Annotated in this window: 22 protein-coding genes, 2 tRNA genes and 1 pseudogene; 17 read left to right on the top strand and 8 right to left on the bottom strand. The window is 67.3% G+C overall.

Features of this window, described 5'->3' with window-relative positions:
* The first annotated feature begins 104 nt into the window (after window positions 1–104).
* The 4 genes and pseudogenes from ASF77_RS13770 (at window position 105) to ASF77_RS13760 (ending at window position 1301) form a co-directional block, all read left to right on the top strand.
* A tRNA-Arg gene (locus tag ASF77_RS13770) sits at window positions 105–178 on the top strand.
* Window positions 179–181: 3 nt separating this feature from the next.
* Window positions 182–253: pseudogene (locus tag ASF77_RS25120) on the top strand (ArsB/NhaD family transporter); the annotation flags it as partial.
* Between the two features lie 23 nt (window positions 254–276).
* Window positions 277–353, top strand: a tRNA-Arg gene (locus ASF77_RS13765).
* Window positions 354–755: 402 nt separating this feature from the next.
* Window positions 756–1301, top strand: coding sequence for an FxDxF family PEP-CTERM protein (locus ASF77_RS13760; protein WP_056340163.1), 546 nt, complete (start codon window positions 756–758; stop codon window positions 1299–1301).
* Window positions 1302–1375: 74 nt separating this feature from the next.
* On the opposite strand, the gene ASF77_RS13755 is transcribed toward ASF77_RS13760, so the two are convergent.
* A complete protein-coding gene (locus ASF77_RS13755) occupies window positions 1376–3289 on the bottom strand; it encodes an ATP-binding protein (protein ID WP_056340160.1) in 1914 nt (637 codons plus the stop codon).
* Window positions 3289–3876 carry a YfiR family protein gene (locus tag ASF77_RS13750; RefSeq protein ID WP_162244857.1) on the bottom strand — a complete coding sequence of 196 codons (588 nt, stop codon included), beginning with the start codon at window positions 3874–3876 and terminating at the stop codon, window positions 3289–3291. Before ASF77_RS13750 ends, ASF77_RS13755 begins: the two co-directional genes overlap by 1 nt.
* Window positions 3877–4265: 389 nt before the next feature.
* On the opposite strand from ASF77_RS13750, the gene ASF77_RS13745 reads away from it, so the two are divergent.
* The 4 genes from ASF77_RS13745 to ASF77_RS13730 all read left to right on the top strand — a co-directional run bounded on the left by ASF77_RS13745 (window position 4266) and on the right by ASF77_RS13730 (window position 10003).
* Complete coding sequence (locus ASF77_RS13745; RefSeq protein WP_056340154.1) at window positions 4266–4889, top strand: 2-hydroxychromene-2-carboxylate isomerase; 624 nt, start codon at window positions 4266–4268, stop codon at window positions 4887–4889.
* Between the two features lie 117 nt (window positions 4890–5006).
* On the top strand, window positions 5007–5828 hold the full coding sequence (locus ASF77_RS23700) for a response regulator (protein ID WP_082493763.1): 822 nt from the start codon (window positions 5007–5009) through the stop codon (window positions 5826–5828).
* Window positions 5829–5863: 35 nt separating this feature from the next.
* Window positions 5864–8881 (top strand): ATP-binding protein, encoded by a 3018-nt coding sequence (locus tag ASF77_RS13735; RefSeq protein WP_229445442.1) that lies wholly within the window; start codon window positions 5864–5866, stop codon window positions 8879–8881.
* Between the two features lie 132 nt (window positions 8882–9013).
* Window positions 9014–10003, top strand: a complete 990-nt coding sequence (locus ASF77_RS13730; protein ID WP_056340151.1) for a diguanylate cyclase domain-containing protein — start codon at window positions 9014–9016, stop codon at window positions 10001–10003.
* A gap of 197 nt (window positions 10004–10200) precedes the next feature.
* On the opposite strand, the gene ASF77_RS24925 is transcribed toward ASF77_RS13730, so the two are convergent.
* Window positions 10201–10653, bottom strand: a complete 453-nt coding sequence (locus ASF77_RS24925; protein WP_229445441.1) for a hypothetical protein — start codon at window positions 10651–10653, stop codon at window positions 10201–10203.
* A gap of 263 nt (window positions 10654–10916) precedes the next feature.
* On the opposite strand from ASF77_RS24925, the gene ASF77_RS13720 reads away from it, so the two are divergent.
* Complete coding sequence (locus tag ASF77_RS13720) at window positions 10917–12551, top strand: response regulator (RefSeq protein ID WP_056340462.1); 1635 nt, start codon at window positions 10917–10919, stop codon at window positions 12549–12551.
* A 66-nt stretch (window positions 12552–12617) separates the two neighbouring features.
* Here the strand turns inward: ASF77_RS13720 and ASF77_RS13715 are convergent, their stop codons facing one another.
* Entirely contained in the window at window positions 12618–13085 is a 468-nt protein-coding gene (locus ASF77_RS13715) for a hemerythrin domain-containing protein (RefSeq protein ID WP_056340149.1), read from the bottom strand.
* A gap of 174 nt (window positions 13086–13259) precedes the next feature.
* Here ASF77_RS13715 and ASF77_RS13710 point away from each other — a divergent pair, with 174 nt between their 5' ends.
* Window positions 13260–13988, top strand: a complete 729-nt coding sequence (locus tag ASF77_RS13710) for a sensor histidine kinase (protein WP_056340146.1) — start codon at window positions 13260–13262, stop codon at window positions 13986–13988.
* A 183-nt stretch (window positions 13989–14171) separates the two neighbouring features.
* On the opposite strand, the gene ASF77_RS13705 is transcribed toward ASF77_RS13710, so the two are convergent.
* Together ASF77_RS13705 and ASF77_RS13700 are read right to left on the bottom strand one after the other, a co-directional pair.
* Entirely contained in the window at window positions 14172–15476 is a 1305-nt protein-coding gene (locus ASF77_RS13705; RefSeq protein WP_056340143.1) for an NAD(P)/FAD-dependent oxidoreductase, read from the bottom strand.
* Between the two features lie 103 nt (window positions 15477–15579).
* A complete protein-coding gene (locus ASF77_RS13700) occupies window positions 15580–16095 on the bottom strand; it encodes a hypothetical protein (protein WP_056340140.1) in 516 nt (171 codons plus the stop codon).
* Window positions 16096–16295: 200 nt separating this feature from the next.
* Here ASF77_RS13700 and ASF77_RS13695 point away from each other — a divergent pair, with 200 nt between their 5' ends.
* From ASF77_RS13695 to ASF77_RS13690, 3 genes are all read left to right on the top strand, one after another.
* On the top strand, window positions 16296–16967 hold the full coding sequence (locus tag ASF77_RS13695; RefSeq protein WP_056340137.1) for a hypothetical protein: 672 nt from the start codon (window positions 16296–16298) through the stop codon (window positions 16965–16967).
* A 63-nt stretch (window positions 16968–17030) separates the two neighbouring features.
* Window positions 17031–17159: a hypothetical protein gene (locus ASF77_RS25115; RefSeq protein ID WP_267875200.1), complete on the top strand. Its 129-nt coding sequence runs from the start codon at window positions 17031–17033 to the stop codon at window positions 17157–17159.
* Between the two features lie 106 nt (window positions 17160–17265).
* A complete protein-coding gene (locus ASF77_RS13690) occupies window positions 17266–18510 on the top strand; it encodes a DEAD/DEAH box helicase (RefSeq protein ID WP_056340134.1) in 1245 nt (414 codons plus the stop codon).
* 64 nt (window positions 18511–18574) lie between these two features.
* Here the strand turns inward: ASF77_RS13690 and ASF77_RS13685 are convergent, their stop codons facing one another.
* The gene (locus ASF77_RS13685; RefSeq protein ID WP_056340130.1) at window positions 18575–21262 is read right to left on the bottom strand and encodes a GNAT family N-acetyltransferase; all 2688 of its coding nucleotides are present in this window, start codon (window positions 21260–21262) and stop codon (window positions 18575–18577) included.
* A 189-nt stretch (window positions 21263–21451) separates the two neighbouring features.
* A complete protein-coding gene (locus tag ASF77_RS13680; protein ID WP_056340127.1) occupies window positions 21452–21862 on the bottom strand; it encodes a hypothetical protein in 411 nt (136 codons plus the stop codon).
* A gap of 104 nt (window positions 21863–21966) precedes the next feature.
* On the opposite strand from ASF77_RS13680, the gene ASF77_RS13675 reads away from it, so the two are divergent.
* The 4 genes from ASF77_RS13675 to ASF77_RS13660 are packed head-to-tail and all read left to right on the top strand — an operon-like array spanning window position 21967 to window position 25976.
* Entirely contained in the window at window positions 21967–22371 is a 405-nt protein-coding gene (locus ASF77_RS13675) for a hypothetical protein (protein WP_056340124.1), read from the top strand.
* Between the two features lie 55 nt (window positions 22372–22426).
* Window positions 22427–23203: a hypothetical protein gene (locus tag ASF77_RS13670; protein WP_056340122.1), complete on the top strand. Its 777-nt coding sequence runs from the start codon at window positions 22427–22429 to the stop codon at window positions 23201–23203.
* On the top strand, window positions 23200–24609 hold the full coding sequence (locus ASF77_RS13665; protein ID WP_056340119.1) for a TolC family protein: 1410 nt from the start codon (window positions 23200–23202) through the stop codon (window positions 24607–24609). The genes ASF77_RS13670 and ASF77_RS13665 overlap by 4 nt, the downstream gene beginning before the upstream one ends.
* The gene (locus tag ASF77_RS13660; protein WP_056340116.1) at window positions 24606–25976 is read left to right on the top strand and encodes a multicopper oxidase family protein; all 1371 of its coding nucleotides are present in this window, start codon (window positions 24606–24608) and stop codon (window positions 25974–25976) included. Before ASF77_RS13665 ends, ASF77_RS13660 begins: the two co-directional genes overlap by 4 nt.
* Window positions 25977–25994 lie beyond the last annotated feature (18 nt).

Here is a 25994-nt window from a genome sequence, read left to right as displayed (position 1 = left end):
CTGGCCTTTTTCGTTTGCACCCCGGATTCGTCTTCAGCCATTTCGTACGACGCCTCGCGTACACTTCCCATTTTGCCAATGTCCCGCTATAATGCGTGCTTCGGGCGGCTGTAGCTCAGCTGGATAGAGTACTTGGCTACGAACCAAGGGGTCGTGGGTTCGATTCCTGCCAGCCGCACCNGTCGTCTCGAACCTGGTGAACATCGTCTCGGCCGACTACTTCGACATCGGCTTCACGCGCTACGCCGCCTTGCCCCGCTATAATGCGTGCTTCGGGCGGCTGTAGCTCAGCTGGATAGAGTACTTGGCTACGAACCAAGGGGTCGTGGGTTCGATTCCTGCCAGCCGCACCACAGTTTCAAGAAAATGGCTCAGAAGAGATTCTGGGCCATTTTTCTTTTCTGCTCCCCTCCTCTCCTCTTCCTTACCCGATACCGGACACGCAAGTCTTAAACCGGGCTTAGAAATCTCCTTAGCTCTGCACAGGATATGAACTCCTGTTTTCGTAGGACTATACCGACGCTGTACGAGCAACTCGGCCGCCTTTTCCGCTCATCAATTGCTCTTAACTCGGGCTCCTATGAAACGCCGGCGACCAGTGCAAACAGAGGGAAAGATTTATTTATGGCACCCATTGTCGCCGCAGAGTCACACTCCTTGTAAATGACGCAAATCGCCCGGCCGCTTTGCTAGCATGAAGTCCCCGATTGCCATCACGCGGCCGCAGGACGCGGCCGACATCGCGAGAGGACGTTATGAAAAAATCGTTACTGGCAGCAGTGGTATTGGCAAGCGCCACATTCGCCACGCCCGGAGCATGGGCACAGACGGATATCAGCAGCCCGCCCCAGGCCCTCGAACTGATCGACGATACCGCATTTTTCGGCGATAGCTTCGAGGCTGGCAACAGCGGCAACACCTTCGCGGACCGCTTCACCTTCAGCGTGACCGGCACCGTCGGCCAGAACCTGGATGCGATCGTGGCCTCGGTCAGCCGTACCGCCGAGGTCGGCCTCGACATCACAAGCTTCGATCTGTTCGACGGCAACGACACCTTGCTGAGCGAAGGCACGTCGATGGAGACCGGCGCGGTGGACGTGTGGACGGTCGCCGGGGGCAACCTGAGCGCGGGGGATTATTACCTGCGTGTGGACGGCACCATCGTCTCGGACGACGGCGCCTCATTCGGCGGGGCGATGATGCTCATGCCGGTACCGGAACCGGGCGCCTACGGCATGATGCTGGGCGGCCTGGGCATCCTGGGCTTCCTGGCGCGCCGCCGCAAGGCCAAGCGCGAGTAGCGCGGCCAGCAGGCAGTCACGGTACGGCGGGCTGCGGCAACGCGTCCGCCGTACCGTTCAGCCCACATAAGCGCTCAGGTACGAAGCTTCTTGATGAGGCTGCGGTTGCCGAGGATTTCCTCGATCTGCTCGAAACGCACCGGCTTGACCATATGGTGGTCGAACCCGGCCTCGAAGGCGAGCTGGCGGTCCTTTTCCTGGCCCCAGCCGGTAACGGCGATCAGGGTCGTCATCGGGCCGCAGCTCAGCTTGCGGATGCCGCGCGCCAGGTCGTAGCCCGACATCTGCGGCAGGCCGATGTCGAGGAAGGCGTAGTCCGGGCAGAAGCGCGCCGCCGCAGCCAGCGCATCGGGGCCATTGTGGGTGATCACCACGCTGTGGCCCATGGCTGTCAGCAAGGCGCCGATGCTGTTGACGAAGTCGACGTTGTCGTCGGCCAGCAGGATGCGGTAGGTCTCGGTGCTGATGAAGGCGGCCGGCGTCGGTTTGCTCAGGGGTTCCGGCTCGACCACGATCGGCAGGCGCACCGTGAATCGGCTGCCGCGTCCCAGGCCTTCGCTGTAGGCCGCGATCGTGCCGCCATGCAGTTCGACGAGTTTGCGCGCCAGCGACAGGCCCACGCCCAGGCCGGCGTTCGTGCGTTCCAGGGTCGAGTCGACCTGGACGAACATCTCGAACACGGAGTCGAGCATCTCGGGCGCGAGGCCGATGCCCGTGTCCGTCACCTCCAGCACGAGGGTCTTGTCCTCGACCCGGCCCGAGAGCGTGACCCTGCCGCCGCGGTTGGTGTACTTGGCCGCATTGTTGAGCAGGTTCGACAGGATCTGCGCCAGGCGCGTAGCGTCGCCATGAAGGAAGACCGGACGATCCGGCAGATCCAGCGCCAGCTCGTGACCATGCAGTTCGATGTACGAGCGCACCACTTCGAGCGCATCGTTGACCACGGCTTTCAGTTCCACGCGGCCCATCTTGATGGCGAACTTGCCGGTGTTGATGCGCGAGACGTCGAGCAGGTCGTCCACCAGGCGCACCATCTGGCGCAGCTGGCGTTCCATGATGTCGGTGGCGCGCTGGGTAGCCTGGGCGTCGCCGCTGCGGATGCGCAGGATGTCGAGGCCGGTCCGGATCGGCGCCAGCGGATTGCGCAGCTCGTGCGCCAGGGTGGCGAGGAATTCGTCCTTCCTGCGGTCGGCCACGATCAGCGCGTCTTCCGCCTTCTGGCGCACGTCCATTTCGTGTTCGAGGGTGCGGTTGGCCGCCTGCAGGGCTTCGGCGCGGCGGCCGATCTCGGCCAGCATGTCGTTGAAGGCCTCGACCAGCACGCCGATCTCGCCGCTGTTATTGCCCGGCACGCGCAGGGTGAAGTCGCGCTGCTGCATCACCTGGCGCGCCACGTTGGTCACCGCTTCCAGCGGACGGGTAATCGCCGCCTGCAAGCGCGAAGCCACCAGGGCCGCGATCACCAGCGCGCCCAGCATCACCCCGCCGAGGATGGCGCCGTAGTTGAGCAGGCGGTCGAGCAGGCCGTAGCGCGAGCGCAGGTAGACGGTGCCGACCGGCTCGCCGTTCTCGACGATCTTGTGCCAGACCTCGAGCTCGCCGCGTTCGATGCGGTAGCCCGGCGCCTGCGGGCGCGGCGGCAGGCGCGCTTCGTTATCGGCAGCGGCGCCGGCCTTGGCATAGGTGGCGAAGCGGGCGCCCGTGTTGGCATAGACGGCGCCGGCCAGGATCTGCGGACGCGCGCGCAGCACGGAGAGCTGCTGCCGGGCGGTGACGGCGTCGTTGAAGGCGAGCGCCGGCGCGGTCACGCTGGCCATGATGTCGGCCTGGGTGGTTAGATCGTCGACCCAGTAGCGCTGGAAGGTGCGCAGGTCGAGCACGAGCATGGCGATCGAGGCCGACAGCAACGCCGCCAGCGTGGTAAACACCGCCATCTTGATCAGTTTGCTGCGGACGGAACCTCTGTCGTGCATGGGGCGGGACTGCATCAGCTGTTTCCCTTTACGACGCGGTTGGCGACCGTAAGCAGGCGCGAACTGAGTTTCACGTTATTCCTCTCTGCCGAGTCGAGCGAGACGTCGAACCGCACCCGCTCCTCGATAATCCTGAAATTGATGACACTGCCGTGCTGCAGGCCGAGCTCGCACTCGGTGACCGGCAGCATGGCCGCCGATCCGCCTGTTGTCGCCGCACGCAGGATGCGGCCGGCGCGCGCGCTGTCGCTGCCGGCGACGAACAGCAGGTGCACCTGGCCGATGTCGCCCTCGCGCAAGTTGCGCACGACGATCGGGCGGCCGCGCACCAGGCGCCCCGCTACCACCCGCCCCAGCTCTGCGGCCATCTCGTCCGAACCGACCACGCCGATCGTCACCGCCGCTGCACTGTCGGGGAAGGCAGCGGCCGGGAAGTCGGCATAGCCGAGAAACTTGTAGAGAAAGGCGGCCTTGACCCGCCGCTCGAGCGCCTGGTTGCCGGCGCCTTGCGCGTCCGCGGCGCTTGGTGCCAGCGCACCGCCGGCGAACACCGCCGCGGCCAGGGCCAACGAACAGCCGAGCAGGCGCCGGCGCGCGGGCACGGTGCTTGTCAGCTGCGGGGATCGGAGGAAGCGGTGTCGAGTCATTGGCCGGGGTTAAAGTTGCAGGTCGCGCTCATGCATGCTGCACAGCCATGAATTGTTTCGTGACATATCGCATGGTAAAACATTTTCTCCAATGCACCAAGCGAGTACGGTACGCACCACGACGACGGGCATGTATGCACCAGCCATACGCAACATCAATGACTGTCATCAGAAATCTCAATTGGCAAACGGTATTGCATTGCAGCATAATTCTCCCTGTCTCCTCTATTCTCCTCCTCGGAAATAGATTCAGCCCGCTCCCCTGGAGCGGGCTTTTTTTTGTCCAGTGTCCCGGATCGGCTTGCTATCATGGCTGGATCGCCATCCATTTCCTTCGGGAGAGCATGTTGACACAGCCTGACACGACTGGCCGCTCCCTCGAATTCTGGTTCGAATTCGGCAGCAACTACAGCTATCTGGCCGCGATGCGGATCGAGGCGCTGGCGCGCCAGGCCGGTGTAATCGTACTGTGGCGCCCTTTCCTGCTCGGCCCCGTCTTTCGCCAACTCGGCTACAGCAGCTCCCCGTTCGTGCTGCAGGAGGCGAAAGGCCGCTACATGTGGCGCGACATGGAGCGCCAGGCGGCGAAACACGGCCTGGCGTGGCGCCGGCCCGCTGCTTTCCCGCGCAGCGCCGTGCTGCCGATGCGGGTGGCCGTGCTGGGCGCCGGCGCGCCCTGGATCGGCGCCTTCTGCCGCCGCGTCATGACGCAGAACTGGGTCGAGGATCGCGAAATCGACGATGCCGCCGCCGTGCGTGAAGCCCTGGCCGGCCTGGTGCCCGACGCCGACGCCGTGCTCGCCGCCGCCCTCGAACCGGACAACAAGCTGCGCCTGCGCGCCAACACGGAAGCGGCGGCGGCGCGCGGCATCTTCGGCGCGCCGACCTTCTTCGTGGGCGACGAGATGTTCTGGGGGAACGACCGGCTGGACGACGCGATCGCCCTGGCTGCCGCCACGCCATATTGACGTTCGGCACCGCCGTTGATACCCCTGCACGCGCGCCGCACTCCTGCGTGCCGACAAGATGCCCCTAATTAGTGTACGATTCGGCCATGTTTTTGAATACACAACAGGCCGTTTCCCATGCCCGCTTCCGGTAAGTCCGCTCCTGCCGTTTCCTCCTATGACTGGCGCGCCAGTGCGCTCGGCGACCCCGCGGGGTGGCCGCAGCCGCTGCGCCTGGCCGCCGACCTGATGTTCAACCTGCCGCTGCCGATGCTGCTGGCATGGGGCCGGCAGCCGGTCGTGCTGTGCAACGAGGCCTACGGGGCGCTGGCCGGGCCCGGTTTCAGCCGGGTGCCGGGCGGGACGGTGCCGGCGGTGCTGCCGCCACCCTTCTCCGTGGCGGACGAGGCGCTGGCCGCTGCCTGGCGCGGCGAGGCGACCCGCGTGCCGGCGGCACAGGTAAACTTCGGCGGCGGCGCCTCCGCCTTCGACCTGCACTTCACCCCGCTTCATAGCGACGGCGGCATCGGCGGCGTACTGTGCGCCCTCGCCCCCACCCAGGAAGCGCAGGCCGGCGCGGGGCAGGAGCCGGGCACGCTCAGCATCCTGGTGGTCGAGGACAACCTCGATTCGCAATACCTGGTGTGCGAGATGCTCAAGGCTTTCGGCTACGAAGCCGACGGCGTCGCCCACCCGGACGACGCACTGGCCCACCTGAGCGCGCGCCACTACCATGTGTTGTTTACCGATGTCAGCCTGCCGGGCATGTCCGGCGTGGATCTGGCGCGCGAGGCGCTGCAACGCTATCCGCACCTGAAGGTGATCTTTGCCTCCGGTTACGGCGACATGCTGCTGCGCCACCTCGACTTCCCTTACCAGTCGCTGCAAAAGCCCTACGAGCTCGATCAGCTGCAGGATGCGCTCGGGCAGGTGAGCGAGGCACTGCGGGCGGGCGCCTGAGTGGCGTTCGTCCGCACGCCTGACGGGAGGGCCGCGTGAGCGAAAACCGCGACGACCTGGAAACGATGCGCGCCGCCGCGCTGAGTACCGCCACCAGCGTGCGTGCCGCGCGCGAGCAGGCCGAAGCCGAGCTGCTGGCGGCCAAGGAAGCGCTGCGCCAGGCCAACGCGCGCATGGAAAACATGCTGGAAAGCCTGACCGACGCCTTCTGCGCGGTCGACTTCGACTGGCGCATCACCTATGTCAACGGACGGGCCCTGCAATTGCTGGCGCCCCTGAACAAGTCGCGCGAAGGGCTGCTCGGGCGCCACCTGTGGGACGAGTTCGAGGAATTGAAAGGCACCAACCTGGCCATCGAACTCGAGCGTTCGATGCGCTCGCGCCAGACCGGCAGCCGCGAATTCTTCTATCCGCGCCTGGCGATCTGGATCGAGGCGCGCATGTATCCCTCGCCCGACGGCCTGACCCTGTATTTCCACGACATCACGCGGCGCCGCGCCGACCAGCAGGCCCTCATCGACGGCAACAACCGCCTGCAGGTGGCGTTGGCCGCCGGCCGCCTGGGCGACTGGCGCTGGGACGCCGCCAGCGACCGCGTCAGCCTGGGCGAGCGCGCCGCCGAGATCCTCGGCCTCGACACGCAGGTGCCGCACGCCTGGTCCGAGGTGCGCGCGCGCCTGGACGAACCCGACCGCGAAACGGTGCGCCAGGCCGTGCTGCAGGCCTTTGCCGCCGGCACCGACCTGAACATCGAATGCCGGCTGCTGCCCGACGGCGGCCACGCGCGCTGGATCGCCCTGGTCGGCCGCGCCGACTACGGCAATGCCGCCCTGTCCGGCAGCGTCACCGGCATGACCGGCGTGATGCAGGACATATCGGGCCGCAAGAATGCCGAGGACAGCCTGCGCCAGAGCGAGGAAGTGCTACGCGCCCTGGCCAATACGATCCCGCAGCTGGCCTGGATGGCCCAGGCCGATGGCGCGATCGTCTGGTTCAACGAGCGCTGGTACGATTACACCGGCACCACGCCCGAGCTGGCCACCGGCTGGGGCTGGCAAGACACGGTCGAGCCGGACGCCCTGCCCGCCATGCTCGAACACTGGCGCGCCTCGATCAAGAGTGGCGCGCCATTCGAAATGGAATACCCGATCCGCGGCGCCGACGGCCAGTACCGCTGGTTCCTGACCCGGGTGAACGCCGTGCGCGACCGCCACGGCAAGGTAGTGCGCTGGTTCGGCACGAATACCGACGTCGACCAGGTCAAGCGCGTCGAGCAGGCCCTGCGCGAGGAGTCGAAAGTGCTGGAACTGCTCAACAGCACCGGCGGCGCGCTGGCCTCGACGCGCGACCTGCGCTCGCTGCTGCAGGTCGCCACCGACGCCGCCAGCGGCATCGCCGGCGCCCGCTTCGGCGCCTTCTTCTATCACGGCAAGGAAAGCGAAGGCCCCAAGTTTTCGCTCTACACCTTGTCCGGCGGCACCGCCAACGAATTCCAGAGCTTCGGCGAACCCCAGGCCAGCGCCCTGTTCGGGCCGAGCTTCCGCGGCGCCGGCCTCATTCGCTCCGACGACATCCTCGACGACCCGCGCTACGGCCCCAGCCCGACCCAGTTCAGCCTGCTGTCGGGCCAGCCGACCGTGCGCAGCTACCTGGCCGTGCCGGTGGTGGCCGGTTCGGGCGAGGTGCTCGGCACCATGTTCTTCGGCCATCCGGAGCCGGGCATCTTTACCGAACGCACCGAGCGCATCGTGCGCGGTATCGCGGCCCAGGCCGCTGTCGCCCTCGACAATACGCGCCTGTACGAGGCGGCCCAGCAGGCGGCCGAGGAGCGCAAGGTGCTGCTCGAGAGCGAGCGCGAGGCGCGCGCCGAGGCCGAGCGTTCGAGCCAGATGAAGGACGAATTCCTGGCCACGCTTTCGCACGAACTGCGCACCCCGCTCTCCGCCATCCTCGGCTGGGCCCAGGTACTCCGCCGCGGCGGCAAGGACGAGGCCGACCTGCAGCGCGGCCTGCAGACGATCGAGAGAAATGCCCGCGCCCAGGCCCAGCTGATCGAGGACCTGCTCGACATGAGCCGCATCACCTCGGGCAAGGTGCTGCTCGACATGCAGACCCTGAACCCGCAGGGCTTCCTCGACGCCGCCATCGAGACCGTGCGCCCAGCGGCCGACGCCAAGAACATCCGCATCGAAAAGCGTTATCACCCGAATGCCGGCATGGTGGCGGGCGACCCGGCGCGCCTGCAGCAGGTGGTGTGGAATCTGCTCTCGAACGCGATCAAGTTCACCCCACGCGACGGGCAAGTGACGGTCGAACTCGAAGGACGCGACGGCTCGGTGGTGGTAACGGTGCGCGACACCGGCAGCGGCATCCGTCCGGAATTCATCACCCACGTGTTCGAACGCTTCCGCCAGGCCGACGCCTCGATGACGCGCCGCCACGGCGGCCTGGGCCTGGGTCTCGCCATCGTCAAGCACCTGATCGAGCAGCATGGCGGCACGGTGCGCGTGGAAAGCGCCGGCGAAGGACTGGGCTCGAGCTTCTCGTTCGAACTGCCGCCGGCCAAGGCCCAGACCCGCGCCGAACGCCGCGCCAGCATGATCATTGGCGGCGGAAATCCTCCGCCGGCCGCGCCCGACCTCACCCTGCGCGATTTGACCGGGGTGTCGGTGCTGGTGGTCGACGACGACCGCGACGCGCGCGAACTCATCCTGCGCATCCTCACCGATTGCCATGCACGCGTGCGCATCGCCGCCAGCGCGCGCGAAGCCTTCGACGCCCTGCGCGCGGACATGCCCGATCTCCTCATCAGCGACCTGGGCATGCCCGAGGTCGATGGTTTCGAGTTATTGTCCTGGGTACGGGCCCTGCCCCGCGACCGCGGCGGACTCCTGCCGGCCGTGGCGCTGACCGCCTTTGCCCGCTCCGAAGACCGGCTGCGGGCGCTGGAGGCGGGCTTCAGTTCGCATATTTCCAAGCCGGTCGAGCCGAACGAATTGATCGACACGGTGGGTTCGCTGGTGCGTCCGGCGAGCAACCGAAAGCGCACTTGAAGTTCCTACTATTGGACGCGGCGCTGTCCTACAAGAAATTCTTGGGCCTTTGTTAGACTACTTGAAGTGGGAAAGTTGGATTCCTGTAGTGAAATTAGTTTCCATCCAGTACCGATTTCGACGAGAAAAAGCATGCCGAGCAGACAAGAAATTTTGAACGCCAAGATCCTGGTCGTAGACGATTCGCCAGACAATATCGAATTGATGGAAGAGATATTGCGCGAAGAAGGCTACAGCAACGTCAGCTCGACCATGGAGCCGGAACAGGTCTGCCCGCTGCACCGCGAGCACAACTACGACCTCATCCTGCTGGATTTGCAGATGCCGGGCCTGAACGGTTTCCAGGTCATGAAAAGCCTTAAGGAAATCGAAAAAGGCGGCTACCTGCCGGTGCTGGCCCTGACCGCCCAGCCGAGCTTCAAGATCGCCGCGCTGGAAGCGGGCGCGCGCGACTTCATCAGCAAGCCCTTCGACCTGCTCGAAGTGCACAAGCGCATCCACAACATGCTCGAGGTGCGCCTGCTCTATAAAGAGCTGGCCCAGTATTCGAAAGCCCAGCAGGAACTGGCACTGCACGACGCCCTCACCGGCCTGCCGAACCGGCGCCTGCTGGAAGACCGCATCGAGACCGCCCTGCAGCATGCCAACCGCGGCCACGCCAAGGCCGCGATCATGTACCTGGATCTGGACGGCTTCAAGGCGATCAACGACACCTACGGCCACGCCTATGGCGACGAGATCCTGAAGATGGTCTCGCAGCGTCTGCTGTCCTCGTCGCGCAAGGAAGATACGGTGGCGCGCCTGGGCGGCGACGAATTCATGGTCGTGCTGGGCGACATCCACAGCCTGGCCGACGCCCAGGGGCCGGCCTCGAAGCTGGTCGAGGCGCTTTCCGAACCCTTCTTCATCAACGACCTGACGCTGCGCCTGTCGACCTCGATCGGCATCAGTATCTATCCGGACGACGCCGAATCGGTCGACGCCCTGATCAGCATCGCCGACTACGCGCTGTACGAAGCCAAGCGCGCGGGCAAGAACCGCTTCTGCTCGACGGGCAGCAAGCCGCAGGCGGCGCTCAAGACGCCGGCCAAGCAGGTGCCGGAGTTGGTGCCGCACAGGTAAATGATGTTCAGCGATAGAGGCCCGGTTTCGATGCGTCGAAACCGGGCCTTTTTTGCATTGTGATTCGGCATGCGGTGCGGCACGCAGCGGCACGCAGCGGCACGTATGCGTGGGCATGCCCACCCTACCAAACCACAACGGCGCACGCACCCGCATTGCCGCGGGCACGTACGCCGTTCCGGTAGATTGCGGGTGTCTTACGCCGTACCGAGATCCTTCGATTGGGTCTGGGCGCTGCCGACATTCGCCTGGCCACCCGCTTCCTCGTTGTGGGCGGCGATGCCCAACGCGTTCTGGTGGTCGCGCGCCGCTTCCACTTTTTCGGGGGCGACTTCGATGCGGGTGATACCGGAATCGACCGAGATCGGGTCGCTGGCCGGGAAGGTCATCTCGACCGCATCGTCGAGCAGGGTTTCCTTGGCCGATTCCGAGGCCGACATGGAGCCGGGGGCGGCGATCATTTCGATGGCGAAGGCATTCGCGATGACCTGGTGCCGGGCCAGCTGGCCGATGGTGGTCACGTTGAAGGCCTCCTGCAAGGCGCGGGCTTCTTTTTCGCCGATGCCATGCAGGGCGGTCAGCGGAGCATCCACCAGTTCCGCCGGCGACTTGCCACGGTACTGTTCGGTAACAATCGTATCGATATTCATATTTTTCCTCTCTGGTAAGCAGCCTGTTCCTGACGTCCGGTACGCTCGAACGGGACACGCTTCCACTATCGCATCCGGCGTTCTTTTAGTATGTGCGCTGGCGAACACGCAGCACCGCGCACGATTGCTCGGAGCCATCAGAAATTGCCGTGCTATCATTCTGGCGCCCTTATTCGTGTCTTTACTTTGGAAAACACTGGGGCTCTGCTATCCTTTCAATCCGCAGAATTTTGGCCCACTCCGACGAACGCAGCAGGAACGACGTGCCCACAACCGACAAACCAAAAATTCTGGTCGTCAATGACGACGCAGCCAGCCTGTTGGCCCTGTCCAGCCTGCTGGATCAATGGGCAGAGGAGACCGGCTACACGGTGCTGTCCGCGCGTTCCGGCCAGGAAGCGCTGCGCCAGGTGCTGCTGCACGATTTCGCCGTCATCATCCTCGACGTCAACATGCCGGGCATGGACGGCTTCGAGACGGCCGAGGCGATCCACCAGCGCGCCCGTTCGGCCGACATCCCGATCATCTTCGTCACCGCCTTCCTGGCCGACGAGATCGACCGCCTGAAGGCCTACCAGCGCGGCGCCGCCGACTTCCTGTTCACGCCGGTGATCCCGCAGATCCTGCATGCCAAGGTCTCTGTCTTCGTGGCCCTGGCCAACAAGAACGAGCAGCTGCGCCGCCAGACCGAGAAGCTGTCGCAGCGCACGCTCGAACTGACCGCCACCAACGAGCGCCTGATGAGCGAGATCGAGGAGCGCCAGGCGGCCGAGCGCAAGAGCCATGCGAAGGACGAGTTCCTGGCCATGCTGGGCCACGAGCTGCGCAATCCCCTGTCGGCGATCAGCAGCGCCGCGGCCCTGATCGACATGCCGGGCGCGCACATCGAGATGGCGACGCGCGCGCGCCAGATCATCCAGCGCCAGACCCAGCATCTCTCGCGCATCGTCGACGACCTGCTCGACCTGTCGCGCGCGATGTCGGGCAAGATCCTGCTGGCGCGCAAACCCGTGGACATGGCCAGCCTGGTGGGCGCCTGCCTCGACACCTTCCGCGCCACCGGCCGCACCGGCGGCTACCGCATCAATGTCGACCTGGCCCCGAACTGGGTCGACGGCGACCCGACCCGCCTGGAACAGATCGCCACCAACCTGATCGACAACGCGCTGAAATACACGCCGGCCGGCGGCACGATCGACATCACGATCGGCCTCGATGGCGAGGAAGTGCTGCTGACCGTGCGCGACACGGGCGTAGGCATTGCGGCCGACCTGCTGCCGCATGTGTTCGACGTCTTCGTCCAGGGCTCGATCAGCCTGGACCGCGCCCAGGGCGGCCTCGGCATCGGCCTGTCGCTGGTACGGCGCCTGGTCGAACTGCATGGCGGCAGCGTCAGCGCGGCCAGCAGCGGCGCCGGCGAAGGCAGCGCCTTCACCATCCGCCTGCCGCGCGCCGACGCGCCGCACGCGGCAGCCGCGCCGCAAGCGGCCCCTGCCCCCGCGGCCACGGGCAAGCCGGCCGTGCTGCTGATCGAAGACAACGAGGACGGCCGCGAAATGATGGCGACCATGCTCGACGTGTATGGCTATCCGGTGCTGCAGTCGGCCGACGGCCTGGACGGCGTGGCGCTGGCGACGGCACACCTGCCGAACGTGGCCCTGGTCGACATCGGCCTGCCCGGCATCGACGGCTACGAGGTGGCGCGCCGCCTGCGCGCCAATCCGGCGACGACGGCCATGCGCCTGATCGCCCTCACCGGCTACGGCCTGGCGGAAGACCAGCGCCGCGTACTGGAGGCGGGCTTCGACATGCACCTGGTCAAACCGGTGGACATCGCGCAGCTGCTGGGCGCGCTGGGCGAACCGGCGCCGATTCCGGCGTCAGCGGCGGCGAAGTAAGCGGCCGCGAGAACAAACAAAACGGCGCCGCGGCGCCGTTTTGTTTTGGTGGGTGCGCAGCAAAGCTTACTGCGACGCTTCGATCTCCTTCTGGCGCGCCTGCATTTCCGCGCCCAGCGCCTGCATGTCCAGTTTCAGCTGTTTCGTCTTCGGGAACATTTCCTTCTCTTCTTCCTCGACGTGGTGCTCGACCATCTCGCCCAGCACCTTCACTTTCGCGTCGTACAGGTCGTCGCCCGGATCCATTTCCATGATCTGGGCGATCAGGTCTTTCGCCGACGCGTGCTCGACGACCGCCTCGTCGACCATGTCCTCGGTATCCTCGCTCGCCTCGCGCGTGGCCGGATAGAAGATCTCTTCCTCGATCGTGGTGTGCATGATCAGCGCGGCGCAGATCTCGTCGGCCAGCTTCTTCTTGCTGACCTTGGCGCGGTCGGTCATGTTTTCGAAACGCTCGAACATCTCTTCGACTTCGCGGTGCTGCCGGGTCAGCAGTTCGACTGCGTCGACGCCTGCGTTCGTAGTATTCGCCATGGGAACTCCCTGAAAAGATTGATCGTATTGATAAGATGTCCAGGGCTCCAGCATCGTCCGAAACGCGCCGCTCTACCGTTCGGCAGCGCACGCAGGCGGGTGCGACGGAAGCGGCGTGCGCACTTCCCCAGCGAAGCTGTTGTATGATTTGGGAAACATTCAACCGAGCCCACGATGACCGCACCGGACCCGCAACACCTCGACCCGGAACTGGAACGGCTGGTTGCCGAACGCACCGCCGCGCTGACCGAGCTGGTCGCCCACCTGATGACCTGCTGGGACGACGAGCGGCGCCTGCTCGCGCGCAAGCTGCACGACAGCCTGGGCTCGTCGATGACGGCGCTCACCATGCACCTGGGCCTGCTCTCCAAGGGCCTGACCGACGCCAAGGCGCTCGACCGTGCGCAGCAGATGAAGACCCTCCTAAACGGCATCATCGAAACCAACCGCAAGGTGCAGCTCTCGCTGTGGAACGACAAGCTGGAATTCCTGGGCATCAAGGCCGCCTTGAGCGAACTGGTGGCCGAATTCGGCCAGGAACATGGGGAAGAACACGGCATCACCGCGCGCGTGAGCCTGCCCGACGACGACGACGCCTACCCGCGCGCCCAGGGCGTGGCCCTGCTGCGCTGCGCCGAGGAAGGCTTGCGCAATGCGCTGCACCACGGACGTGCCGCCACGGTCGAGGTGATCCTCGACGACGACGGCGAGCAGCTGATGCTGACGGTGCGCGACGATGGCGTGGGGGTGGCGCAGCCGGCGCCGCCGGAGTCGCTGCGTTGCCATGGATTGCGCCTGCTGCGCGAACGGGCGCGGGCGCTGGGCGGGAACGTGACGCTGGCGCGCCTCGAGGGGGGTGGTTCGGCCCTGACCATGATTTTGCCGCGCGATCAGGGCGCTTGAGTTTTCAAGATTGCCGGGGTAATAACCGCACGTAAAACGCGTGGGCTCATGGAGCCCACCCTACGTTACGCAACGGTCTCGACATAAATAACGAACAGGGGTGTACCGTAGGGTGGGCTCTCCGAGCCCACGCGTTTTACGTGCGTATGAACACCCGACCGTTTCCGCCGAGCGCCGTAACGTTCAATGCAGCTTGACCAAGGGCGTCGTCCTGCGAATCAGGAAGCGCGCCACCGCCAGCACCCCCGTCCGCATCGCACCCAGCACCGCCTGGTGATGCATCAGGTGCAGACTCGTGTACATGAAGCGCCCGATCATCCCTTCGACAAACCAGCTCGCCCCGCTGAGCGAGCCCATCAAACTACCGACACTGGTCGTCTTGCCGAGCGAGACCAGCGAACCGTAGTCGCGATAAAGATAAGGCTTGTCGACCGGCGCTTGCCCGCGCGCCCGGCGCAGGAAATCCTTGAGCAGATAGTCTGCCTGCTGGTGCGCCGCCTGCGCGCGCGGCGGCACCGGTTTGCCGGCGCCGTCGATGCAGGCGGCGCAGTCGCCTAGCGCATACACGCCCGGCACGCCCTTCACGCGCAGCTGGCCGTCGACCTCGATCTGGCCGCCCTTGTTGACCGGCAGCCCGAGCGCGCCCAGGAATTCCGGCGCGCGGATGCCTGCGGCCCAGACGCACAGGCTGGCCGGGTAGACATTGCCCTCGTTGTCGAGCACCCGGTCGGGTTCGATGGCGGTGACGCGGCAGTTGGCGACGACGCGGATGCCGCGCTCGTCGAGCAGTTTGAGGGCCGCGTTCGAGACCCGCTCGGGCAGCGGCGCCAGGATGCGCGGCGCGCCTTCGAGCAGGGTGATGCGCACGTCGCGCTTGACCTGCAGGCGCGAGAAACCGTAGGTAGCGTAGACGCCCGAGGCTTCGCGCAGTTCGGCCGCCAGTTCGACACCGGTGGCGCCGCCGCCGATGATGACGACGTCCAGCGCCGCGTTCGCATCGTTGCGTTCTTCCCGCGCCTGCTCGGCCACCGCCATCAGGCGCAAGAGGCGCAGGCGGAAGCGCTCGGCGTCTTCGGTGGCGTTCAGGGAAATCGTGTGTTCGCGCGCGCCGGGCACGCCGAAATAATTCGAGGTGCTGCCCACCGCGATGACGAGCGAGCCATAGTCGATGCGGCGTTCATGCAGCACGTCCTCGCCGTCGGCGGCGCGCACGGCGCCGACCGTGATGTGGCGCGCCTCGTGGTCGAGCGCCGTCATGGGCCCGTAGACGAAAGTGAAACCATTATCGTGGGCCAGCATCTGGTAGGAGAGGCCCTCCTGGTGGATGTCGAGGGTGCCCGCCGCCACTTCGTGCAGCGAAGGCTTCCAGATGTGGTAGAGCCGCATGTCGACCAGCATCACCTTCGAGGGCCCCAGCTTGCGCCCCAGTTTGCAGGCCAGTTCCAGTCCGCCCGCTCCACCACCAACGATCACGATTTCGCTCTGCAAGCCTTCCTCCGTTCTTTGCGCCGCCGGCCGGGCCGGTTATTGGCTACAAGACAAGTGTACACCTGCATGCAAATCCGCGTGCGCGGCAAGGCGCGTGCGGACATCAGTGGCCGCGGCCGTGACCATTGCCATGGCCCCGGCCATGCTTGTCGTGCTTGTCGTGCTTGTCGTGCTTGTCGTGCTTGTCGTGGCGATCGTGGCGGTCATGATCACGGCGCACCTCGTGGTGGACGACGTGATGGACTTCGCGCACTTCGCGCACCGGACGGTACCCATGACGCTCGCGGTAGCGCGGCGCGTAGGTGTTGGTGTACCAGTCGTCGCGCACGAACATCACTGGACGGCCGCAGGCGCTGTAGCGGCCGCAATGGCGCGACCAGTTCTTGCGGTGGCCGGGCGGCACGCGCAGGTAGAGCGGTTCGGCGCGCACGTGGCGCACTTCGCGCACGATCACAGGTTGCTGGACGTAGACCGGCGGCGGGCCGAAATCGCCGATGTCGATGCGGCCGTAGAAGCCGGGCTGGCCGACGCGGATGCTGACATTGGTCTGGGCCAGGGCGGGGACGGCGGCGGCCAGGATGGCGGCGCCGAGGAAGAAGGAACGGAGCGGGGATTTCATGATGAGTCCTCTGATTGTGATGTTGGCCGAACTTTATCAGATGCAATGTAAAAACTTTGTTCGCTGCAACACACACTTACAACTCCGCTCTGCTCGGCCATCCTGCAATTCTTGCAGCGCGGAATACGGCGGACAGATGCGGCGTGCATACCTGAGCCTCGTTACAATCGGCGCACGTTCTTCAGAATCGCGAGGTTTCGATGACCCGTTTTCCCCTCTTCTGCTGCACCGCCGCCCTGCTGGCGGCAGGCGCCGCCCAGGCCCAGGTCGGCGCCACGATCGACCTCGGCACCACCGGGGTCGGCGCGCACCTGGTGCTGCCGATCACGCCCGGCCTGAACGGCCGCCTCGGCGTCAATTACTTCAAGCACGACTTCACCAAGCGCTCGGGCCTGGTCGAGTACAACCTCGACGGCAAGCTGCAGACGGCCGACGCCCTGCTCGACTGGTATCCGCGCGCGGGCAGCGGTTTTCGCCTCACCGCCGGCGTCCTCTACAACAACACACGCTTCGACGCGGTCGCGGCTCCTGATCAGCTCGGCACCTTCCGCCTGAACGGCGCCCAGTACAGCGGGGCCGACGTTGGCCTGCTGGTCGGCAAGGTCGACTTCCGCAAGGCCGCGCCCTATCTCGGCATCGGCTGGGGCAATGCCCTGAACACCGAGCGCGGCTGGTCGTTCGGCGGCGACCTCGGCGTCTTCCACCAGGGCTCGGCCCGGGTCAGCCTGCGCAGCGAACGCTGCGTCGCGCTGAGCGCCCTGTGCGAGCGCCTGGCGCGCGACGTGGCCGCCGAACAGGCGCGCCTGGCCGACGATGCCTCCGACTACAAGGTCTATCCGGTGTTGCGCGCGAGCCTGTCGTACCGCTTCTGAATCGCGCTGTGGGTGCAGCCCCGGGGCGAAGCGCGTTATCATCGACGCAAAGGAGGAATCGCCATGAAGATGCATGCCCTGCGCTGCGGCGCCGTCGTCCTTGCCTGCCTGCTGGTGGGCGCCTGCAAGGGGCGCCAGGAACCGGTCAAGCCGATCGCCGTGACGCCCCTCGTCTGCTTCATCGATTTCTAGCCGCGCCAGCAAGACACGGGCAGCGGTTTCGCTCGCGCAGCGAAATCCGCACCCGCACGCGCCGCGCAGGGTAAACTGTCGGCTGTTCATTTGCTCCAAGGTTCACATGTCGTTCTCCTCGCTCGGTCTGATCGACCAGATTACGCGCACCCTCGACACCCTCGACTACAGCACGCCGACGCCGGTGCAGACCGAGGCGATTCCCGCCGTGCTGGCCGGCCGCGACGTCATGGCCGCGGCCCAGACCGGCACCGGCAAGACCGCCGGCTTCGCCCTGCCGCTGCTGCAGCGCCTGGCCATGAAGGGCCAGGTCTCGCCCAATTGCGCGCGCGCCCTGGTGCTGGTGCCGACGCGCGAACTGGCCGAACAGGTGCACGAGAGCGTCAAGGCCTACGGCGCCGGCCTGCCCTTGCGCACCATGGTCGCCTACGGCGGGGTCAGCATCAATCCGCAGATGATGGCGTTGCGCAAAGGCGTGGATCTGCTGGTGGCCACGCCCGGCCGCCTGCTCGACCTGCAGCGCCAGAATGCGCTGAAGCTGAACGAGGTGACGATGCTGGTGCTGGACGAGGCCGACCGCATGCTGGATCTCGGCTTCTCGCGCGAACTCGACGCGATCCTGGCCGCGCTGCCGAAAAAGCGCCAGACCCTGCTGTTCTCGGCCACCTTTTCCGATCCGATCCGCGCGCTCGGCAACCGCCTGCTGCGCGACCCGGTGCGCATCGAGACGGCACCGCGCAACACGACGGTCAAGGCGATCGAACAGTGGGTGGTCACGGTCGACAAGAAACGCAAGTCCGAACTCTTCCTGCATCTGCTGAAAAAGCACAAGTGGGAGCAGGTGCTCGCCTTCGTCAAAACCCGGCGCGGGGTCGACGAACTGGTCGAACTCCTGCAGGCGAAACGCATCGGCGCCGACTCGATCCACGGCGACAAGCCGCAGCCGGCACGCCTGCGCGCGCTGGAGCGCTTCAAGGCCGGCGAAGTGCAGATCCTGGTCGCCACCGACGTCGCCGCGCGCGGCCTCGACATCGACGACCTGCCGGTGGTGGTCAACGTCGACCTGCCGATCGTGGCCGAGGACTACGTGCACCGCACCGGCCGCACCGGCCGCGCCGGCGCCTCGGGCCAGGCCGTGTCCCTGGTCTGCGCCGACGAGGTGGATCAGCTGGCGGCAATCGAGGGGCTCACCGGCCAGGTATTGAAGCGCATCGAGGAACCCGGCTTCGTGCCGGATCACCGGGTACCGGAAACGGTGGCCGGCGGCCAGATCGTCAAGAAACCGAAGAAGCCGAAGAAGCCGAAGGGCGATGCCAAGGTGGTGACGGAGGATGTGCGCTTCCGGCGTTGATTTCGGCGTTGCTGTAGGATGAAATAAAATTTCCTCTACAGCGCTAACATGAAATTTTATTTCATCACAGGGTCAGCCTGAACTTGCGCACGCCCTCCTCGTCCGCCCGCATCACCTCGAAGCCCAGCTTCTTCACCAGGCCGATGATGCGGTTGTTCTGCGGCAGCGCCTCGCCGACGATCTCGCGCGTGCCGCGGCTGCGGCAGTAGTCGATCAGCTTTTCCATCAAAATCCGCCCCAGTCCCAGGCCCTTCAGGTCGGAGCGCACCGTCACCGCGAATTCGGCGCTCACGTTGTCCGGATCGGCCACCACCCGCCCGACACCGAGCGTCTCGGGCAGGCCGTCGGGCCCGGTGCGGGTGGCGATGAAGGCCATCTCGCGGTCGTAGTCGATCTGGGTGAAGCGCGCCAGCTGCGAAGGCTGCAGTTCGCGGATGCGCACGAACATCCGGTAGCGCACATCGTCGGGCGTGAGCGCATCGAAGAAGCGCAGGTGGGCCGGGCCGTCCTCGGGCCGCACGGGGCGCAGCAGCAATTTGCCTTCGCCCCAGTCGATGGTCTGCTCCAGTTCGCGCGGATAGGGCCGGATCGCCAGCCGGTCGAGGGTGCTGCCGGAATGGTCGGCCAGCGCCAGGCGCATGCGCGCGTCGAGCACGATGGCGCCGCTGGCGTCGGCCAGCAGCGGGTTGATGTCGAGTTCGACGATTTCCGGAATGTCGGCCACCAGGCGCGACACCTGCACCAGGGTGGCGACGATGGCGTCCATGTGCGCCGGTGGGCGGTTGCGGTAGCCCGCCAGCAGGCGGGCAACGCGGGTACGGCCGATCAGGTCGCGCGCCAGCACCGCGTTCAGCGGCGGCAAGGCGACGGCGTGGTCGTCCGCTACCTGCACCGCGATGCCGCCCTGGCCGAACAGGATCACCGGCCCGAAGACGGGGTCGGTGGCGGCGCCCAGAATCAGTTCGTGCCCTTCGGGCCGGCGCGCCATCGCCTGCACCGAGAAGCCCTCGAAGCGGGCGTCGGGGCGCAGTTCCTGCAGGCGCTTGCGCACGCGCTGGGCGGCCGCGCGCACTGCCTGTTCCGAGTCGAGATCGAGCGCCACGCCGCCGACGTCGGACTTGTGCATCACGTCGGGCGACAGGATTTTCACGGCGACCGGAAAGCCGATGCCGCGCGCCGCGACCACGGCTTCGTCGACGTCGGCGGCGGCGCGCGTCTCGACCAGATCCATGCCGTAGGCGCGCAGGATGGCCTTGGTCTCGGGGTCGGTCAGCAGGTAGCGCCCGCCGGCCAGGGCCTCGCGCACCAGCGCGCGCGCCGCACCCCGTTCGCTCGCCGCGATGCTCGACACCGAGGGCGGCACCTGCATCAGGAGGTTCTGGTTCTGGCGGTAGCGCACGATCTGCAGGAAGCCGGCGACCGCGTCCTCGGGCGTGTCGAAGGTCGGCATGCCGGCGCTTGATGCGATCTCGCGCGCGCTTGCCACCGAGTCGCCGCCCAGCCAGCAGGCCAGCACGTTGCGCGAGGCGCCCTTCGCCAGCGGCGCGATGGCGAGCGCGATGTCGGCGCTGTCGACGGTGGCGGTGGGCGCGTGCACCATCAGCACGGCGTCCAGGCCGCTGTCCTGGAGCAGGATTTCCAGCACCTGTCGATAGCGCTCGGGCGGCGCGTCGCCGTGGAGGTTGAGCGGGTTGGCGCCGGCCGCACCTGGGCTCACCGAGGGCAGCACGGCGGCCAGGCGTTCGAGCGTGGCGGGTGCGAGGCTGGCGGCGCTGCCGCCGCCGCAGACCAGGGCGTCCAGCGCCAGCACGCCGGGGCCGGCGCCGTTGGCGACGATCGCCAGGCGCTCGCCGTGCAGCGGCTTGGCATGGGCCAGGGTCTCGACGGCGGCGAACAGCTGCTCGGTGGTGGCCACGCGCAGCATGCCGGCGCGCCGGATGGCGGCGTCGAAGACGTCGTCCATGGCGGCCAGCGCCCCGCTTTCGCTGGCGGCGGCGCGCTCGCCCGCGGCCGCGCGGCCGCCCTTCAGCACCAGCGTCGGTTTGCTGCGCGCCGCCGCGCGCGCGGCCGACATGAACTTGCGCGCATAGCGCAGGTGCTCCACATACAGCAGGATCGAACCGGTGGTGCCGTCGCTGGCCAGGTAATCGAGCACGTCGCCCAGGTCGACGTCGCTCGAGTCGCCCAGGGCGATGAAATGCGAGAAGCCGATCCCGCGCGAGCGCGCCCAGTCCAGCACCCCGGTCATCAGGGCGCCCGATTGCGACACGAAGGCGATGCGTCCCGGCAGCGCGCCGCTGTGCGCGACACTGGCGTTCAGGCCCAGGCCCGGGGCCAGCAGCCCGGCGCTGTTGGGGCCGAGGATGCGCAGCAAATAGGGATGGGCGGCGTCGAGCATCGCCTGCTTGAGCGAGCGTCCGCGCTCGTCGCGCGCCTCGGCCAGGCCCGCGGTAAGGACGACCGCCGCGCGCGTGCCCTTCTCGCCCAGCTGGCGGATGATGCCGGGGAGCGTGGCGGGCGGCGTGCAGATCACGGCCAGATCCGGCGCGCTCGCCAGCTCGGCCACGCCCGCCACGACGGGCAGGCCGGCGAGTTCGGTGTATTTCGGATTGACCGGGTGGATGGCGCCGCGAAAACCGCCGGCCACCAGGTTATGCAGGAGCGTTGCGCCCAGGCTGCCGGGACGGCTGGAGGCACCGATCAGGGCGACCGAGCGCGGCGCGAACAGTTTGCCGAGGTTGCGCACGCTCATGGCATGCACCCGCGCAGTGGCCGCACGCGCGCAGCCATGCCCCTCGTGAACGGTGCCTTGCCTGGACTGGACAGCAACCCGACCTCCCTTCGCCATGCGGCCTTGCCTTCGTCCTCGCAGGATACCGCCGGAACGGTTCGCGGCGCGCACCCATGAGCAGGCGCGCCCGCGCGGCGTGGAGGTGGACGGTCAGGCTTGCGAGCGCGCCGGGGCTGCTTGCACTTCGTCGATCGCGTTGCGCTGCGCAGGTAGCGCGCGCAGCACCGGCGACTGCGCCAGCAGCGCGGCCATCAGCTCGTCGGCCAGGCACAGGATCTGGTGCTGGCGCGGCAGCGTGGCCAGTCCGCCCTCATGCGCGTCGCGCAAGGCATGGGCCTGCGCCAGCGTGTCGGCGCGCACGGCGGCATGCACGTCGCCGACGGCTGTCGGGCAGCTGACGAAGCGCACGCGCAGCGCGCGGTCGATCAGCAGGCTGCCATTGAGGAAGCGGTCGATCCCGATATCGAACAGCACCTTCGCGATCACCTCGGCGGCGCGGGCGGCGAGTTCTTGCCGGTTTTTCCTGCGGCGCGGAATGAAGAGCTGGACGATCCAGGCCATGGCAACTTTCTGATGGGATCAAGACAACGGAATAGTATCAATTGCAACGTTCATTAGCAATATGCAACTGTCGCACGGACGAGACAGCGTGCTAAAATCGCCGCATGACCGCCTTCCTGCGCCCGCTGATCGTCTGGCTGCTCCTGCTGGCCCTGCCCTACCAGGGCCTGGCCGCGGCCGCCATGGCCGCATGCGGAACGGCGCATGGCGTGCCGATGCCGGCTGCGTCAGGCCACGTTCAGCACACAGTGGAACAGGCGCAACCTCCTTGCCACGAGGCGGCACCCGCCGTGACGGCCGAAGAGCGGGAAGCGGCGCCCCTGCACGCGGACGGCGCCAGCTGCGGCACCTGTTCCAATTGCGGCATCGGCAGCGCCATGCTGCCGGCCGGCCTGACCGCGCTCGTCTCCCACGCTCCCGCGGGCGCCTCGACAGCCTTTGCCGACCGTCCCTTGCCGTCGGTGCACCTGCCCCAGCCTGAACGACCTCCCCGTCCCCGCCTCGTTTGATCCGTACCGTACCGCGCCCCTGCGCGGCTGAGCCGAACGATTTTTCGAGGATGTCATGACCTTCGCCACCACGCTTTCCCGCGTGGCCGCGCTGTGCCTGTTGGCCGGCGTCGCCCACGCATCTCCCGTTTCCCATTCCGTCCCCGCCGCCGATGCCGCTGCCGCGGTACCGGCCACCACGTACACATCATCCCTGTCCTCCCGCCCCACCCCGCGCGAGGTCGTCAGCCCCGACCGCGCCTGGCGCGAACAGAACCGCATCGTGGCCAGCTATGACGCGATGGCGCTGACTGCAGGCGGCCATGGCGCCCATGCGCATGCGGGCCACGCTGCGCCGGCGGCCGATGCGCACGCGGCACATGGCGCACATGCCGCCCCTGCCGCATTTGCCGCACCTGCAGCATCTGCCGACCCGCATGCCGGCCATGCGATGGCCGGCGCGCACGCCCACGGCGGCCACGGCGCCATGCATGCCGCCACGGTGGCGTCATCGAAGCCGGCGACTGACCCGCACGCGGGACATCGGATGCAGGCCAGCCACGCAGGCCACGCCGATCACGCCAGCCATGCCGGCCACGGCGCAATGGGCAAGGCCTGCTGCGCCGACGCCGGCTGCTGCAAGGACGGCTGCTGCAAGGATGGCGCCTGCAAGGCGGACTGCTGCAAGGACGGCTGCTGCATGAAAGGTGGCGCGATGGCCAGCCACGCCGGCATGCAGGGATGCTGCGCGAAGGGCGACGCCGCCGCGCCCCCCTCCTGCGCCCCGGCCAGTCCCGCCGTGCACGCGTCCGGCGCGGCGCACGCCGGCCACCAGCACGGAGGACAACCGTGAGCGCACGCCCTCAAGCGCCGCGCGCCGGTGCGCTCGCCGTGCTTGCCCTGCTGGCCGGCTGCGCCGGCGTCACGCCGGATGGCGGCTTCGATGCCGTCGCCACGCAGGCGCGAGCGCGCGACGGCCTGGAACCCCGCATCGTCACGAATGACGCCGACGCGAGCGCCGTCGCCGAGACCACGCGCGCTCTGCTGGCCCAGCCGCTGGACACCGACGCGGCGGTACGCATCGCGCTGCTGAACCATCCCGGCCTGCAGGCGAGCTACTGGAACGTCGGCATCGCCCAGGCCGACCTGGCCCAGGCCGCGCGCCTGCAGAATCCCGCCTTCGGCTTCAAGCGCATGGCCGGCGGCGGCGACGTCGAGATCGAGCGCTCGCTCGGCTTCAACCTGGCGCAGGTGCTGACCATGCCGCTGGCGCGGCGCATGGAGGCCCGCCGCTTCGAACAGGTAAAGCTGGCCGTCGGCGCCGAGATCGAGCGCCACGCGCTGGAGGTGCGCCGCGCCTGGATCGACGCCGTGGCGGCACGCCAGGGTCTGGACTACGCGCGCCGCGTGCACGCGGCGCATGACGCCAGCGCAGAGCTGATGGGACGCATGGCGCGCTCCGGCAATGCCAGCCAGCTCGACCTGGCGCGTGAACGGACCTTCCAGGCCGAAGCCGGCGCCGCCGTCGTGCGCGCCGAGCGCCAGGCGCTGAAGGAACGCGAACGCCTGACCCGGCTGCTCGGCCTGTGGGGCGCCGACACGGCCTTCCGCCTGCCGGAGCGCCTGCCCGACCTGCCTGCGGCGCCGGGCGACATCGCGCAGATCGAAGCGCGCGCGCTCGAACGGCGCCTGGACGTGGCCGCGGCGCGTCAGGACAGCGCGGCCCTGGCCGCGAGCCTGGGCCTCACCCGCACCACCCGCTTCGTCAACGTGCTGGAACTGGGCGTCGAGCGCAAGCGCGAGAGCGGCATGCCGGAGGCGCGCGGCTACGAAGTGTCGATCGAGCTGCCGCTGTTCGACTGGGGCGGCGCGAAACATGCGCGCGCCGAGGCGCTCTACATGCAGTCGCTGCGGCGCGTCGCCGATACGGCGGTCAACGCGCGCAGCCAGGCGCGCGAGCGCTACCTCGGCTACCGCGCCGCCTGGGATCTGGCGCGCCTCTACCGCGACGAAGTGATCCCGCTGCGCAAGCGGATCTCGGACGAGACCCTGCTGCGCTACAACGGCATGCTGGCCAGCAGCTTCGAGCTGCTGGCCGACGCGCGCGAACAGGCCGGCGCCGTCAACGCCGCCATCGACGCCCTCAAGGATTTCTGGAACGCCCACGCCGATCTCGAGGAAGCCCTCGGCGGCGCGGTCGTCCACACGGCGCCGCCCGCAGCGGCGGCGCCAGAACAGCACAAGGAACACGCACAATGACTTCGCGTCGTACGTTTTTGAGTAATGCCGGCGCCGCCATGGTCGGCGCCTCGCTGGTCAGCCGCGCCGGCGCCGCAAGCCTGCCGGAAGCACCGCGCCAGTCCACGGGCGGCACCGCCGCGCCGCTGGCGCCGCCCAACGGCCGCCCCTACAACCCGGTCGTCACCCTCAACGGCTGGTCGCTGCCCTGGCGCATGAAGGACGGCGTCAAGGAATTCCACCTGGTGGCCGAACCGGTCGTGCGCGAACTCGCGCCCGGCATGCAGGCCAACCTGTGGGGCTACAACGGCCAGAGCCCGGGGCCGACGATCGAGGTGGTCGAGGGCGACCGGGTGCGCATCTTCGTCACCAACAAGCTGCCCGAACACACCAGCATCCACTGGCACGGCCAGATCCTGCCCTGCGGGATGGACGGCGTGACGGGCTTGACCCAGCCCGGCATCGACCCGGGCAAAACCTTCGTCTACGAATTCGTCGCGCGCCATGCCGGTACCTTCATGTACCACCCGCACGCGGACGAAATGCAGCAGATGGCGATGGGGATGATGGGCTTCTGGGTGACGCACCCGAAGGACATCCGCCAGCATGCCGTCGACCGCGATTACGTGATGCTGCTGGGCGCCTACGACATCGAGCCGGGCAGCTACACGCCGCGCACCAATACCATGCTCGACTTTAACCTGTGGACCTTCAACAGCCGCGTCTTCCCCGGCATCGATCCGATGGTGGCGCGCCTGTGCGACAAGGTACGAATCCGGGTCGGCAACCTCACCATGACCAACCACCCGATCCACCTGCACGGGCACCGCTTCGAGGTGGCCGGCACCGACGGCGGCTGGGTGCGGCCGGAGGCGCGCTGGCCGGAGGTGAGCGTGGACATCGCCGTCGGCCAGATGCGCGCGATCGAATTCGTGGCCGACAATCCGGGCGACTGGGCCTTCCACTGCCACAAATCGCACCACACGATGAACGCGATGGGCCACGAGGTGCCGAACCTGATCGGGGTCGACCACCGCGGCGTGGCGAAGAAGATCAACGACCTGATCCCGGGCTACATGGTCATGGGCGACAAGGGCGGTGCGATGGGCGACATGAAGATGCCGCTGCCGGAAAACACGCTGCCGATGATGGACGGCCGCGGCCCCTTCGGCAACCTCGACATGGGCGGCATGTTTACGGTGCTGAAGGTGCGCGACAACCAGAAGCCCGGCGACTACCGCGATCCGGGCTGGTACCGCCATCCGGCCGGCACCGTTGCGCGCGAGTGGACGGGCGAAGTCCCGGCTGCGCCGCAGGCACCAAGCGGTAACGCGGTGTCAGGCGGGAAGCCGGTTACGGTGCGCAAGCCGGCGACCCACAAGCACTGATCGAATGTCGGGTGGGGC

This window comes from Massilia sp. Leaf139, assembly GCF_001424165.1.
GTDB lineage: Bacteria > Pseudomonadota > Gammaproteobacteria > Burkholderiales > Burkholderiaceae_D > Telluria.
The sequence above is the reverse complement of the archived record's forward strand: the minus strand, read 5'-3'. Positions and strand labels throughout refer to the sequence as shown.